Origin of the sequence: Stenotrophomonas sp. EMP41 (genome assembly GCF_047495535.1) — a bacterium.
Taxonomy (GTDB): domain Bacteria; phylum Pseudomonadota; class Gammaproteobacteria; order Xanthomonadales; family Xanthomonadaceae; genus Stenotrophomonas; species Stenotrophomonas sepilia.
Map to the genome: position 1 here is coordinate 3,499,800 of NZ_CP179923.1, position 14,611 is coordinate 3,514,410.

A 14,611-nucleotide genomic window follows, 5' to 3' on the forward strand; every position below is an offset into this window, starting at 1 on the left:
GGCTGTTTCCGGATAGGGGGCCGGCACGCCGGCATACGTCGCAGATTCTAGCTCCAACGCTTGCCTTGCGCCCCGGTTTCTGGACTATAGTGCGCGGACCTGTTGGGGAATCAGGGCTTCACACCTATGTTGCTTCGTTTTCGTACGGTCGTCGCCGCGGCGATGCTGACCGTGGCTGCCTATGCTACCGCCGTGGAAGTGAATGGCGGGCACCCGGACACCTATGTGGTCCGAAAAGGGGATACGTTGTGGGATATCGCCGCACGTTTCCTGCAGAAGCCTTGGCTGTGGCCGGAGATCTGGCAAGCCAATCCGCAGATCGCCAACCCGCACCTGATCTATCCAGGTGACGTGCTGAGCCTGGCCTACCTGGACCGGGTGACCGTGTCCCAGGCCGGCCCGCGCCAGGAGGCCCCGATCGACGCCATTCCGCTGGCCCAGGTCGAGCCGTTCCTGAAGCAGTTGAGCGTTGTCGACAGCATCAAGCAGCTGCCCTACGTGGTCGGCCTGGAGGACAACCGCCTGCGCGTGTCCGGCGGTGACACCGTCTACGTGCGCCTGGCCGATGCCCAGGTGGGCCAGCGCTGGGCCGTGGTACGCCCGACCGTGCGGTACGCCCAGCCCAAGCCGACCGAAGACCTGACCGCCAATGGCGACGTGACCCCGGGCAGCGGCAACCTGTGGAAGGCCTACAACGCGCCCAACGCCCGCCGTGGCGTGCTCGGCTACGAGCTGGCCCAGGTCGCTACCGGCACCATCACCCAGATTGCCGGCGGCAAGGTCGAGGCCTCCACGCTGGTGCTGGACAAGAACGACGGCGGCCGCGAAGTGCGCGCCGGTGACCGCCTGGTGCCGGTCGAAGCCAAGCCATACGACCTGCAGTTCATCCCTCATGTACCCGCTGCCGGTGTCGAGGGTGTGGACGTGCGCGTGCTGGCCGTCACCGACATGTTCAATGCCGGTGGCCCGCGCGACGTGATCGCGATCTCGGCCGGCCGTGCCCAGGGCGTGGACAACGGGACCGTGTTCTCGCTGTGGCGCCCGGGCCGCCATGTGGCGCACCGCATGAAGTACCCGGGCTCCTCGCGCATGGACGACTCGCTCAGCACCGGCGCCGGCCGGGTCTCGCTGCCGGACGAGTATGCCGCGCACGCGATGGTGTTCCGCACCTTCGACAACGTCAGCTACGCGCTGGTGATGCAGGGTGTGAAGCCGGTGCAGGTGGGTTACAACGCGCTGCACCCGGACGCAAAGTAACCATTGCCGGGCGTGCCGGCCGCTGCCCGGCAGGCGTCTGCGGGAAAACCTGACGATCACGTGCGAAGGCGCCCTAGGGCGCCTTTGTTGTGTGCGGCCGATAGTGGGGGATGATCACGCATGCATATGAGGCGCTGCTGCGCCTGTTGATGGCGGGAGGCGCACTGGCGCCACGACGGGCCCTGCTGCAGGCCGCGGGCGGTGCGCAAGCCGCCATCGCGCAAGGCCCGGCGAACTGGCGCGCGCACGGCTGCACGCCGGAGCAATGCGCCGCGCTGGAACGTCCCGACGCCCGGGTGTGTGCAGCCGCCCTGCGCTGGCTGGAACAGGACAACCATCACCTGCTGCCCTGCACCGATCCGGCCTTTCCACCTTCGTTGCTGGAGGTGCCCAACCCGCCGCTGGCGCTGTTCGTTGCCGGTGACCCCAGCCTGGCCTGGCGCCCGTCGGTGGCGCTGGTCGGCAGCCGTTCCCCCACCCCGGGTGGGCGCGCACTGGCCGCGCGTTTTGCCGGCTGTTTCGTCGAGGCGGGCCTGGCGGTGACCAGCGGCCTGGCCGCAGGCATCGATGCGGCTGCGCACCAGGCCACGCTCGAGGCCGGTGGCTGCACCGTGGCGGTGATCGGCACCGGTCCTGACCGCGCCTATCCGGACAGCCACGCCCGGCTGCAGGCGCGCATCGCCGCCGAAGGCGCGGTGCTCAGTGAGTACCTGCCGGGTACGGCGGCCCGCCCAGGCCACTTCCCCGCGCGCAACCGGCTGGTAGCCGGGCTGGCGCTGGCGACCGTGGTGGTCGAGGCCGCGCAGCGCTCGGGCGCGCTGATCACCGCGCGGCTGGCCGCCGAGGCAGGCCGCGAGGTCTGTGCCCTGCCCGGATCGGTGCTCAACCCGCGCGCGGCTGGCTGCCACCGCCTGATCCGCGAGGGCGCGGCGCTGGTCGAGCGCCCCGAGGAGGTTCTGGAACTGCTCGCCCCTGCCCTTCGCCAGCAGCTGCCGGGCTTGCAATCGCGGCTGGCCACCCCCACTGAACAGGCACCGCCGGCCCTCCTGCCGGCGCGCTGGGCCGACGACCCTGACTACCAGTGCTTGTGGCGGGCCCTGGACCACAACCCAAGCGGTATGGATTCACTGATCACGCGCTGTGGATTGACGGCGTCCCAGGTGTCCTCCATGCTGCTGGCCATGGAACTGGCGGGAATCGTGGTGTGCGTACACGGCCGCTACTGTCGAACTCCCTAGTTTCTTCACCTCCACAGCGTCGCGCGACGCAGGCCGAGGGGCAATGAAAGAGAGCATCCTGGATGTACTGCTGTACCTGTTTGAACACTATTTCAGCGAAGATGCGGACCTGATCCGTGACCGCGATTCGCTGCAGAACGGCCTGATCCAGGCCGGTTTCAGCCCCACCGAGATCAACAAGGCGTTCGACTGGCTCGATGCCCTGGCCGCGCAGCGGCCGAGCGTGGCCCAGGCGCGGGTCGATGGCCCCGTGCGCATCTACCATGGCCCCGAGCTGGACAAGCTGGATGTGGAATGCCGCGGCTTCCTGCTGTACCTGGAACAGCACGGCATCCTCGACGCCGACCAGCGCGAGCTGGTGCTGGACCGGGCGATGGCCCTGGACCAGGACGAACTGGACCTGGACGACCTGAAATGGGTCGTGCTGATGGTGCTGTTCAACCAGCCCGGCTCCGAAGCGGCCTATGCCTGGATGGAGACGCAGATGTTCATGGACGAGCCAGAACCCCTTCACTGACCGTACACTTGGGGGCATAGCGCATTCAGGAGCGTCCCCGTGAGCGAGTGGTTCCATGCAGAAGGCAACCGGCAGCAAGGCCCGCTGCCGGCGGAACAGTTGGTCGAGTTGTTCCGCAACAACCAGATCTCCCTGGACACCCTGGTCTGGCGCGACGGCCTGCCGCAATGGCAGCCGTTGCGCACCGTTGTCGACGAGCTGGGCCTGATCGTGCCGGCGCTGGACGTTGCTGCGCCGGCCCAGCCACCCGAGCCGGAACCGGAACCGGAACCGGTGGCCCCCCCTCCGCCGCAGCCGCCTGTGCTGCCGCCGTCCACGCCCTATGCCACCCAGGCGGCAGCCGGGGTCCTGCCACCGCCGAAGAAGAAGCTCTCCGGTTGCGCCCTGACCGCGATCATCGGCGGCGGCCTGCTGCTGGTACTGGTACCGATCATGGCCATCCTCGCGGCGATCGCCCTGCCCGCATACAACGACTACACCGTGCGTGCCAGGATCGCGACCGCGGTCAATGCCCTGCAGCCGCTGAAACAGCAGGTGCAGCACTTCGCCGACGATGAAGGCCGCTGCCCCGGCGCCAACGATGCCGGTTTCCCGGCCCCGGGTGACTTCAGCCAGGCCGGCCTGTCGGCGGTGAACATCGGCCGCTTCAACAACGGCCACTGTGGCATCGAAGCAACGCTGGCCGTGCCCGGCAAGAGCCTCGATGGCGACCTGCTGTGGCTGGAATATGATCGCGACAGCGGCCGCTGGGAATGCAGCGGTGAAAGCGACGACAAGTACCTGCCGACGTCATGCCGCGGCTGAGCCACGCGCACGGCAGCACCTCCAAGGACGATCCAACAGGGAACATGCAATGACTGAGTGGTACTACGCCGAAGGACAGCAACGCCAGGGCCCGCTGTCGGTCCAGGAGATCCGCCAGCGCTTCCAGCGCGGCGAACTGAACCTGGACACCCTGGTCTGGCGCGAAGGCATGGCGCAGTGGGCTGCACTGCGCCAGGTGGTCGATGAACTGGGCCTGCAGACACTGGCCGGCGCCAGCACCGCCACTGCCAGTGGCGGCTTCGACCTGCGCAGCGACTACGCTGCCATCGACAACGGCACTGCGCCGCTGCCTGGCACGGGCGCGCTCAGCAGCTCGCCCTACAACGCCCCGGCCGCCGCCGCTGCCGGTGGCGCGCGGCCGGTGATCGGCGGCGAGGTGGTCTACGCCGGCTTCTGGAAGCGCGTCGCGGCCTACATGATCGACTACTTCGTGCTGGCCGTGCCGGGCGGCATCATCGGCGCCATCATCGGCGTGGTGCTTGGCGCCAGCATGGGCGCGGTGGGCAGTGGCGAGACCTCCATCGAAATCGTCGCGCAGCTGGCCAGCGCGCTGATCAACATGGCCATCGGCGTGGCCTACTACACCTGGTTCCATTCCTCGCAGGGCGGCGCCACGCTGGGCAAGATGGCGGTCGGCATCAAGGTCGTGCGCAGCAACGGTGACCGCCTGACCCGTGGCCGCGCCTTCGGTCGCTACTGGGCCATGCTGCTGAGCAGCTTCACCCTGGGCATCGGCTTCCTGATGGCCGCCTTCACCGAGCGCAAGCAGGGCCTGCACGACATGATCTGCGACACTCTGGTGGTCGACCGCTGGGCCTATACCGACCAGCCGCAGCTTCAGCGCCATGAGCTGGGTACGGTCACCATCGTGATCCTGGTGCTGACCGGCCTGCTGGCGGTGGCGGGCCTGGTGCTGCTGGTGGCTGCGGTCGGCTTCATCGCCAAGATGGCCTCATGAACGGCCATCCTCACGTCTGGCTGCTTGACAGGGGCTGGCCGGGCGTGATTCCTCTAATAAGGTGAAACCTGAACGCCCGGCACACTACCGGGCGTTCAGCGTATTGATTTGTCCGTGGCCGCTTCACTAATGCGGCCGTTTGCTCCACCCTAGCGGCCCCTTCCCTGCGGCTCGCCCCACAGACACTGCTGCCATGCCCAAGCACCTGCTCATCGTCGAATCGCCGGCCAAGGCCAAGACGATCAACAAATACCTCGGCAAGGACTACACCGTCCTGGCCTCGTATGGGCATGTGCGTGACCTGATTCCGAAGGAAGGCGCGGTCGACCCGGACAACGGGTTCGCCATGCACTACGACGTGATCGACAAGAACGAAAAGCATGTCGATGCGATCGCCAAGGCCGCCAAGGGCGCCGACGACATCCTGCTGGCAACCGACCCGGATCGCGAGGGTGAAGCGATCAGCTGGCATATCGCCGAGATCCTGAAGGAACGCGGGCTGGTCAAGGACAAGCCGATGCAGCGCGTGGTGTTCACCGAGATCACCCCGCGCGCCATCAAGGAAGCGATCAGCCAGCCGCGCGCGATCGCCAGCGACCTGGTCGACGCCCAGCAGGCCCGCCGCGCGCTGGACTACCTGGTCGGCTTCAACCTGTCGCCGGTGCTGTGGCGCAAGGTGCAGCGCGGCCTGTCCGCCGGCCGCGTGCAGAGCCCGGCGTTGCGCATGATCGTCGAGCGCGAGGAAGAGATCGAAGCCTTCATCGCCCGCGAGTACTGGTCGATCGCTGCCGAGTGCGCGCACCCGTCCCAGCACTTCAATGCCAAGCTGGTCAAGCTGGACGGGCAGAAGTTCGAGCAGTTCACCGTCACCGATGGCGACACCGCTGAAGCGGCGCGCCTGCGCATCCAGCAGGCCGCGCAGGGCTCGCTGCACGTCACCGACGTGGCCAGCAAGGAGCGCAAGCGCCGCCCGGCACCGCCGTTCACCACCTCCACCCTGCAGCAGGAAGCCTCGCGCAAGCTCGGCTTCACCACCCGCAAGACCATGCAGGTGGCGCAGAAGCTGTATGAAGGCGTGGCCATCGGCGACGAAGGCACCGTCGGCCTGATTTCGTACATGCGTACCGACTCGGTGAACCTGTCGCAGGACGCGCTGGCGGAAATCCGCGACGTGATCGCCCGCGACTACGGCATCGCCTCGCTGCCGGACCAGCCCAACACCTACCAGACCAAGTCGAAGAATGCCCAGGAAGCGCACGAAGCGGTGCGCCCGACCTCGGCCCTGCGCACGCCATCGCAGGTCGCCCGCTTCCTTACCGACGACGAGCGGCGCCTGTACGAGCTGATCTGGAAGCGTGCGGTGGCCTGCCAGATGATCCCGGCCACGCTCAACACCGTCAGCGTCGACCTGTCGGCCGGCAGCGAACACGTGTTCCGCGCCAGCGGCACCACCGTGGTCGTGCCTGGCTTCCTGGCCGTGTACGAGGAAGGCAAGGACAACAAGAGCGCCGAGGACGAGGATGAGGGCCGCAAGCTGCCCGCGATGAAGCCGGGCGACCGCATCCCGCTGGAACGCATCCTGGCCGAACAGCATTTCACCCAGCCACCGCCGCGCTACACCGAAGCGGCGCTGGTGAAGGCGCTGGAAGAGTACGGCATCGGCCGTCCCTCGACCTACGCCTCGATCATCCAGACCCTGCTGTTCCGCAAGTATGTGGAAATGGAAGGCCGCAGCTTCCGCCCATCCGACGTGGGCCGCGCGGTGTCCAAGTTCCTGTCCAGCCACTTCACCCAGTACGTGGATTACGACTTCACCGCCAGGCTTGAGGACGAGCTCGATGCCGTCTCGCGCGGTGAGGAAGAATGGATCCCGCTGATGGCCCGTTTCTGGGAGCCGTTCAAGGAACTGGTCGAAGACAAGAAGGAATCGGTCGACCGCGCCGAGGCCAGTGGCGCGCGCGAGCTCGGCACCGACCCGAAGACCGGCAAGCCGGTCAGCGTGCGGCTGGGTCGCTTCGGGCCATATGCCGCCATCGGCAGCACCGCCGAGGACGCCGAGGAAAAGCCGAAGTTCGCCTCGTTGCGCCCCGGCCAGTCGATGCACACCATCTCGCTGGAAGACGCGCTGGAACTGTTCCTGATGCCGCGCGCACTGGGCGAGGACAATGGTGAGCCGGTCAGCGTCGGCATCGGTCGCTTCGGCCCGTTCGCCAAGCGCGGCAGCACCTACGCCTCGCTGAAGAAGGAAGACGACCCGTACACCATCGACCTGGCCCGCGCCGTATTCCTGATCGAAGAGAAGGAAGAAATCGCGCGCAACCGGATCATCAAGGAGTTCGAGGGCAGCGACATCCAGGTACTGAACGGCCGCTTCGGCCCGTACATCAGCGACGGCAGGATGAACGGCAAGATCCCCAAGGATCGCGAACCGGCATCGCTGACCCTGGCCGAAGTGCAGCAGCTGATGGAAGAAACCGGCAAGCCGGTGCGCAAGGGCTTCGGCGCCAAGAAAGCCGCCGCGAAGGCGCCGGCCAAGAAGGCTGCGGTGAAGAAGGAAGCAGCGCCGAAGAAGGCCGCGGCCAAGAAAGCACCGGCCAAGAAGGCGGTGAAGAAAGCTGCCGCAAAGAAGGCACCGGCGAAGAAGGCCGTCAAGAAGACCGCTGCAAAGAAGTAGATCCGCGCCATGCGCGGATGAGGGGTAGTGCCGGCCGCTGGCCGGCAACCCCGGAAACATCAGATGCCGGCCAGCGGCCGGCACTACCGAGTGGTGCGTTCCACCCCTTCTGCACGCGGCGGGGGGATAATGGAGGCCCACGCCGGGCTGGTCGCCGTCATGAAAGAACTCACCCTGAACTCTGCTGTCGCCACGCTCCGCGCCGGTGGCGTGATCGCCTATCCGACCGAAGCGGTCTGGGGCCTGGGCTGCGATCCGTCACATGAAGCCGCGGTGCACGCGGTGCTGCGGCTGAAGCAGCGCCCGATCGAAAAGGGCATGATCCTGGTCGCCGCCGAACTGTCGCAACTGGAGGGCTGGGTCCGCCTGCAGGCATTGCCCGACGCCCGCCAGCGCGCGGTGCTGGCCAGCTGGCCGGGCGCCAACACCTGGATCCTGCCGGCCGGTCCGCACGCGCAGCCCTGGGTCACCGGCGAACACAGCGGTATCGCGGTGCGCATCAGCGCCCACCCGCTGGTCGCCGCCCTGTGCCGCGCCTGGGGTGGCCCGCTGGTCTCCACCAGCGCCAACCTGGCCGGTGAACCACCGGCCCGCAGCCGTGCCGAGCTCGATCCGCGCCTGCTGCGCCTGCTCGATGGCCTCCTCGACGGCGAGACCGGCGGCCTGGCCCAGCCAACCCCGATCCGCGACGCGCTCAGCGGCAACGTGCTGCGCTCCTGAACCGACGATTGCACTACCGCGGACAATCACGCACCCTGCCGCCATGAACCTGCTGCGCACCGCCCTGGGCCTGTGCCTGTTGCTGCCATGGACCGCACCCGCCGCCGAGGACGTGCGCGTGTACCGCTGTGTCGCCAGCAACGGCGCCGTGGCCCTGCAGGACAAGCCGTGCAGCAGTGGCCGGCAGGAAGTGCGTGACCTGCAGCGCCCGCGCGATCCGGCGCCCCGGGTGGTGCGCAGCGACGCGGCACCCGCCCGGCCGGACGAGGTTCCGGTGATGCGTGATCGTGAGGTCCGCCACGTCTACCTCCAGCCACCACAACCGTTGTACGAGTGCGTAAGCGACGACGGTCGTCGCTACACCAGCGACAACAACGAGGGCAATCCGCGCTGGGTGCCATTGTGGACCAGCGTCTGGCTCCCGCATGGGCACCACGGCCCGGTCCATCCCGGCCCGCGCCCGGCCTTCGGCACGCCGGTCGGCCCCCCCATCGGTGAAGGAACCGGCTACCGGCCGCCAGCGGTGGGTGTCGGTGTGCAGGTTCCGGCCGGCAGCGTGCTGGTCCGCGACAGCTGCCATGCGCTGCCGCCACAGGAAGTCTGCGCGCGCCTGCGCGACCGCCGCTGGGAACTGGACCGCCGCTACAACAGCGCGCTGCAGAGTGAACGCACCGCCATCAGCAACGAACAGCGTGGCATCGATGCGCGCCTGTCGCGCGACTGCGAACGCTGAGCGCAGCGCCTGCCGTGGCATGTACGCTGTGCGCATGAAGAACCTGATCTGGCTGGCCCTGGGCCTGTTCGCCGGCAACGCAGTGGCCGACGACGGGCTGATCTACCGCTGCACCTCCAGCAACAGCGATGTGCCCACCCTGCAACGTACGCCCTGCCCAGCCGGCAACAAGCAGCAGGTGGTGCGGATTCCGGCCGCTGCCAGTGCGTCGCCCACGCCGGCCCCTGTGCCGTCGCCACCCGCACCGGCGGCGGCGGGTACGCCGCCGGCTTCCGCGCCCAGCCCCCGCCGCCCCGGCGAAGGACGCACGATCATGGAAGCCGGCATGGTCGAACGCGAAGGCGGCGATCTGATACTCGACAGTGCATCGCTGCCACGCCAGGCCGATGCCGCGCCGGACAGCAATGCGCCACCGAAGCCGCCGCTGCCGCCCATCTTCCAGTGCACCGACAGCCAGGGCGGTGGCTACCTGCACGAATACGAAGCTGCCCCCGGCCGCTGCGAACTGATGACCGTGCAGGGCCTGGGCGGCGCCACACCGGTCAATGCTGCAGGCTGCGAAGTGGTGCGCGACCGCTGCGAGGAACTGCCGGACGCGCAGCGCTGCAGCAGCTGGCAGCAACGCTTCCGCGACGCACGTGGCCGCGAGCGGTTCGCCTCACCGGAGAACCGCGACAACGCCCGGGCGGAACGCGAACGGTTGCAGGGCGTGCTGGAGGCCAGCAACTGCCCGGTACCGGGGTGACTGCCATGCGGTAGTGCCGGCCGCTGGCCGGCAATCGCAGGATCTTCAAATGATTCCAGTTGCCGGCCAGCGGCCGGCACGACCACCGGAAGATCAGAACCCGTAGCGCAGGAAGCCGCCATCCACTGCGATGCACTCGCCGGTGACGTAGCTGGCCGCCGGCAGGCACAGGAAGCCTACCGCAGCAGCCACTTCCTCCGGCTCGCCGATACGACGCATCGGCGTGCGATTGATGACTTCTTCGTAGTAGTCCGGGTCCGACAACGGGCCGGACGTGCGCCGCGTGCGGATGTACCAGGGCGCCACCGCGTTGACCCGGATGCCATCCTCCGCCCACTCGACGGCCAGGTTGCGGGTCATCTGGTGCATCGCGGCCTTGGTCATGCCATAGACCACGCCACTGCGCACATGGGTCAGGCCGGACACGCTGCCGACGTTGACGATGGACGACGACGCATGCCGTGCCAACAGCGGATGCGCGTAGCGCGACAGCTCGAAGGCCGAGAACAGGTTGGTCTCGAAGATCTTGCGCCATTCATCCTCGGAATACTCCGTGGCCGCCTTGGTGACGTTGCCACCGGCGTTGTTGACCAGGATGTGCAGGCCATCGCTGTGGTCCTCCACCCAGTCCAGGATCTGCCGGCGGTCCTCGTCATCGGAGACATCGGCAGCCAGGGCGTGCACCTGGTGCTGCGGATACACGTCCAGCAGTTCGTCGCGCGCCGTCTCCAGCATATCGATGTCACGGCCCACGATCATCAGGTCGGCGCCGAGGCCGGCCAGTTCGTGCGCGATGGCCAGGCCAATGCCGGCGCTGGCGCCCGTAATCAGGGCAGTCTGGCCGTCCAGGCGCCACCGTTGCTGGGTCATGTGTCCTCCGGGGCCGCGCCCGCTGTGTTTCGATGCCGCAAGGATACGCGCTCACGGCAGGGCGTTGCCGGAGATGCGACACTGCGCGAACGCCCACCGCGGAGTACCGCCATGCGCATCCTGATCCTGTCCTTGTCCCTGCTGGCCATCGTGCTGCTGGTGGCCTGCCAGCGTCCTCCGACGCCGAACCCGGAGAAGCCACCGGTACCCAAAGCGATGTCGCGTGCGATGCAGGAGCCGCTGGACCGCGCCAAGGGCGCGCAGAAGGCCGTGGATGAAGCCGCCGCACGCGAGCGCAAGGCCGAGGCCGACGCGGCGCAATGACGAGTGGCCCATGGGGTCAGAGCCCTTTGCGAAGCCAAGGGATCCAACCCCATGAACGAGAACGCCCGGCCAAGGCCGGGCGTTTCGCTGTCCAGTAGTTCCACGATCTGCGTGGATGGCTTCCGTCAGAACCCGCAGAAGCAGTAAGCAAGCGCCTTCACCGGTGCGCCATTGCCCTTCTCACGGGCCGCGTTCTCGACAAAGCGCAGCTGCGTATCCACTTCGGGCATCGTGCGTGCCAGCATCATCCGCGCCATGCCCGAATCGGACAGCATCCAGGCACCGGCGCGGCTGCCGGCGAAACCGCTGACGAACTGTGCGAACGGCGTGGCTGCCTTCTCGATGTAGCGCACGCGGTAAGCGTCCGCCTTGCCCAGCTTGGCCCGGCTGGCTGCATCGGCCACGGCATCCTTCAGGCCACCGAAGGCATCGACCAGGCCGCGTTCCTTGGCCTGCGCACCGCTCCACACGCGGCCACGGGCCACCTCGTCGACGGCCTCGACCGGCTTCTTGCGGGCGTCGGCGACGCGACCGGTGAAGTCGGCGTAACCCTTGTTGATCACCGTCTGGATGACCTGGCCCACCGCCGGATCCATCGGACGGGTGACATCGAAGGCACCCGCGAAACGGGTGGTGCCGACACCATCGGTATGCACGCCGATCTTGTCCAGCGCGCGGCTGAAGTTCGGCACCATGCCGAAGATGCCGATCGAACCGGTGATGGTCGACGGATCGGCATAGATGCGATCGGCATTCATGCTGATCCAGTAGCCACCGGAGGCAGCCAGGTCGCCCATCGACACCACCACCGGCTTGCCGGCAGCCTGCAGGGCTACCACTTCACGACGGATCTGCTCGGAGGCGAACACTTCACCGCCCGGCGAATCCACCCGCAGCACCACCGACTTCACGTTGTCGTCGTCGCGCGCGGCACGCAGCAGCGCCGAGGTCGACTCGCCACCGATGCGGCCGGCCGGCAGGTCACCGCCACTGATTTCGCCGGCAGCCACCACCACGGCCACCTGCGGACGCGAGTCCACCGGGTTGCGGCGCGCGTCGAGCAGGGCCAGGTAGCGGCCGAAGTCGACGTTGCGGAAACCACCGTCGGCATCCTCGTCGGCCACGCCGCGCTCGATCATCAGATCCTCGAATTCCTCGCGGGTCTTCAGCGCGGTCACCAGCTTCTGCTGCAGCGCGAACTTGGCCAGGTCGCCACCGGCGGCGGCGATGCCTTCCGGCAGCGTGTCGATGCCGGCGGCCAGCTGTGCCGGATCCAGGCGGCGGGCCTTGGCGATGTCACCCAGGTAGCGCTGCCACACGTCGTTCATCCAGAACAGGTCGGCTTCCTTGGAGGCCGGCGACGCGGCGTCGAGCACGTACGGTTCGGCCGCGGACTTGTACTCGCCCACCTTGAACAGGTGCACGTCCACGCCCAGCTTGTCCTGCAGGCCGGCGCGGAAGTACTGGCGATAGCGGCCCAGGCCTTCGAGCACGACCGAACCCATCGGGTCCAGGTAGACCTCGTCGGCCTGCGCGGCCAGCAGGTACTGCGACTGGCCCATGCTCTCGCTGTAGGCCACCAGCTGCTTGCCGGAGGCGCGCAGATCCTGCAGCGCGGCGGCCACTTCACGCAGCGAAGCGAACCCGGACGGCTGCAGCTTGTCCAGCTCCAGCACCACGCGCTCGATCTTCTTGTCGTCCTTGGCCGACTCGATCACCCGCAGCAGATCGCGCAGCTGGATTTCCTCGGCACCGTTGTCACCCACCGCCTTGGCCAGCGCGCGGCTGACCGGATCGGCACTGAACTGCTCGACCAGGCGGCCTTCCGGCGCGATCACCAGGGTGGTGCGGTCCTGCAGCGACTTGCTGGCACCGGCGCCCATGCCGGCGGCGATGACGAACATCACCAGCAGCAGGAACAGCAGGCCGAAGAACACCAGGTTGAGGATCAACCGGCGGGTGAAGTTCATGACGTCCCACAGCCCAATGAAGAAACTGGCGACGGGGTTGCGACGCGCCGGGGGCAGCGGGGGCACGGGTTGATTCATGGAACGCTCCGGATGGCTTCTTGCCGTGGTACCAGCATAGCCGGTGCCGCGTGATGCAGCATCGGACACAAGTCAGGGGATCGCCCGTCACGGGTGAACGTGGCGGGCAGGAAGATCAGGACAGCGCGGACTGCCCGATGCGCTGGCTGCTGCGGCGCAGGCGCCAGCCCATCAGGATCGCAGCGGCGGTCAGGCCGACGATCAGGCCGATCCACATGCCCTGCGGGCCCATGCCCAGCCCCAGGCCGAGCCCGGCGCCGAGCGGCATGCCCAGGCCCCAGTACGCGAACATGGCGATGAACATCGGCACGCGGGTGTCCTTCAGCCCGCGCAGCGCACCGGCCGACAGTACCTGGATGCCGTCCGGGAACTGGAAGGTGGCCGCGTACAGCAGCAGGGTCGAGGCCAGCCCGGCCACCGCCAGGTCGTTGGTGTACACGCCGACGATGGCGTCGTGGCCGAACAGCAGCACCGCCGCCGACAGCGTCTGCGTGCCCATGATGATCGCGTAACCGGCCCAGGCCGCACGCCGCACGCCGAAGCCGTCACCACGGCCGACCGCATGGCCGACACGCACGGTAGTGGCCTCGGCCACGCCCATCGGGATCATGAAGCACAGCTGCGCGACGTTGATCGCGATCTGGTGAGCCGCCGCTTCATTGGCACCCAGGCGGCCGATCAGCAAGGCGGTGACGATGAACAGACCGCCTTCCATCAGCACGGTGATGCCGATCGGCAGGCCGGTGCGCAGCAGCTCCCAGATCGCCTTCCAGCGCGGCCCTTCGAAGTGCGAGAACAGCTGCAGGTGGGCAAAGCGCTTGGTGCGCCACAGGTACAGGGCAAACGCCGTGGCCTGCAGCCACATCATCACCGCCGAAGCGATGCCCAGGCCTTCCGCCCCCAGTTCCGGGAAGCCGAGCTTGCCGTTGGCCAGCACGTAGCCCATTGGCGCCAGCACCAGCAGGCCGCCGAAGCCGAGCAGCATGGTCGGCAACGTCCAGTGCATGCCTTCGCTCAGGTAGCGCATGCAGAAGTACAGGGTCAGCGCAGGTCCGCCCCAGCGCACCGCATGCAGGAACGCGGTCGCCCCCGGCACGATGTCCGGCGCGATGCCGAAGGCCGGCAGCAGCGGCGGCACCACGGTGAGGAAGGTGAACATGATCAGCCCCAGCCCCAGCGCCAGCCACAGTGCCTGGCGGAACAGCGGGCCGATCTCGCGCTCGCGGCCGGCGCCGTGCAGCTGCGACACCGAAGCGGTGAGCGAGATCAGGGTGCCGATCGGAATCAACATCGGCAGCCACAACAGCGCCGTACCGATGGTGACTGCGGCAAGGGTCGCCGTAGCGTGGTGGCCGGCAATCACGTTGTCGACGAAGGAGATCAGACCGGTGGATACGTGGCCCAGCACAAGCGGCAGGGCGAGCAGACCGGTGGCGCCGACTTCCTTGCTGAAGCGCGGCGTGGAGGTTGCAGTAGACATAAGGTGCTTGACGCGAACTACGGTTGCGCGCGAAGGGCACAGGCACCGGGTTTGCGGCCGGTCATCTTACGCGCGCAGCGCGGGTATTCCCATGACACGGCGTGAATGCTGGGTTCCAGCCGCCCAACACAAAAAGGGGACGGAGGGAATTAAGTCGTTTCAGGCCCGTTTGTGCCGGATGCGACTTAATTCCCCCCGTCCCCTTTTTTACCCGTCCCCTTT

The 14,611-nt window shown here is 67.7% G+C and carries 13 protein-coding genes; 10 read left to right on the plus strand and 3 right to left on the minus strand.

Annotated features, from left to right (window positions below):
• Positions 1-126 precede the first annotated feature (126 nt).
• The 9 genes from ACMGRF_RS16060 (at position 127) to ACMGRF_RS16100 (ending at position 9,667) form a co-directional block, all read left to right on the plus strand.
• Positions 127-1,257 (plus strand): LysM peptidoglycan-binding domain-containing protein, encoded by a 1,131-nt coding sequence (locus ACMGRF_RS16060; RefSeq protein ID WP_049411904.1) that lies wholly within the window; start codon positions 127-129, stop codon positions 1,255-1,257.
• 110 nt (positions 1,258-1,367) lie between these two features.
• Complete coding sequence (gene dprA, locus ACMGRF_RS16065; RefSeq protein ID WP_099485540.1) at positions 1,368-2,495, plus strand: DNA-processing protein DprA; 1,128 nt, start codon at positions 1,368-1,370, stop codon at positions 2,493-2,495.
• Between the two features lie 43 nt (positions 2,496-2,538).
• Entirely contained in the window at positions 2,539-3,012 is a 474-nt protein-coding gene (locus ACMGRF_RS16070) for a DUF494 family protein (RefSeq protein WP_005419622.1), read from the plus strand.
• A gap of 39 nt (positions 3,013-3,051) precedes the next feature.
• The gene (locus ACMGRF_RS16075) at positions 3,052-3,816 is read left to right on the plus strand and encodes a pilin (protein WP_099604182.1); all 765 of its coding nucleotides are present in this window, start codon (positions 3,052-3,054) and stop codon (positions 3,814-3,816) included.
• A 49-nt stretch (positions 3,817-3,865) separates the two neighbouring features.
• Positions 3,866-4,795 (plus strand): RDD family protein, encoded by a 930-nt coding sequence (locus ACMGRF_RS16080; protein ID WP_049438510.1) that lies wholly within the window; start codon positions 3,866-3,868, stop codon positions 4,793-4,795.
• 193 nt (positions 4,796-4,988) lie between these two features.
• On the plus strand, positions 4,989-7,469 hold the full coding sequence (locus ACMGRF_RS16085; protein ID WP_049411893.1) for a DNA topoisomerase I: 2,481 nt from the start codon (positions 4,989-4,991) through the stop codon (positions 7,467-7,469).
• Positions 7,470-7,598: 129 nt separating this feature from the next.
• Complete coding sequence (locus ACMGRF_RS16090) at positions 7,599-8,189, plus strand: Sua5/YciO/YrdC/YwlC family protein (protein ID WP_099494890.1); 591 nt, start codon at positions 7,599-7,601, stop codon at positions 8,187-8,189.
• 43 nt (positions 8,190-8,232) lie between these two features.
• The gene (locus ACMGRF_RS16095) at positions 8,233-8,922 is read left to right on the plus strand and encodes a hypothetical protein (protein ID WP_049438508.1); all 690 of its coding nucleotides are present in this window, start codon (positions 8,233-8,235) and stop codon (positions 8,920-8,922) included.
• Positions 8,923-8,956: 34 nt separating this feature from the next.
• Positions 8,957-9,667 (plus strand): hypothetical protein, encoded by a 711-nt coding sequence (locus ACMGRF_RS16100; RefSeq protein WP_049438507.1) that lies wholly within the window; start codon positions 8,957-8,959, stop codon positions 9,665-9,667.
• Between the two features lie 93 nt (positions 9,668-9,760).
• Here the strand turns inward: ACMGRF_RS16100 and ACMGRF_RS16105 are convergent, their stop codons facing one another.
• Positions 9,761-10,537 carry an SDR family oxidoreductase gene (locus tag ACMGRF_RS16105; RefSeq protein WP_014038643.1) on the minus strand — a complete coding sequence of 259 codons (777 nt, stop codon included), beginning with the start codon at positions 10,535-10,537 and terminating at the stop codon, positions 9,761-9,763.
• A 111-nt stretch (positions 10,538-10,648) separates the two neighbouring features.
• Here ACMGRF_RS16105 and ACMGRF_RS16110 point away from each other — a divergent pair, with 111 nt between their 5' ends.
• Positions 10,649-10,861, plus strand: coding sequence for a hypothetical protein (locus ACMGRF_RS16110; RefSeq protein WP_049411884.1), 213 nt, complete (start codon positions 10,649-10,651; stop codon positions 10,859-10,861).
• Positions 10,862-10,986: 125 nt separating this feature from the next.
• Here the strand turns inward: ACMGRF_RS16110 and sppA are convergent, their stop codons facing one another.
• Positions 10,987-12,909, minus strand: a complete 1,923-nt coding sequence (gene sppA, locus ACMGRF_RS16115; protein ID WP_049438506.1) for a signal peptide peptidase SppA — start codon at positions 12,907-12,909, stop codon at positions 10,987-10,989.
• Positions 12,910-13,024: 115 nt separating this feature from the next.
• Complete coding sequence (locus tag ACMGRF_RS16120) at positions 13,025-14,389, minus strand: MATE family efflux transporter (protein WP_005419642.1); 1,365 nt, start codon at positions 14,387-14,389, stop codon at positions 13,025-13,027.
• Between the last annotated feature and the right edge of the window lie 222 nt (positions 14,390-14,611).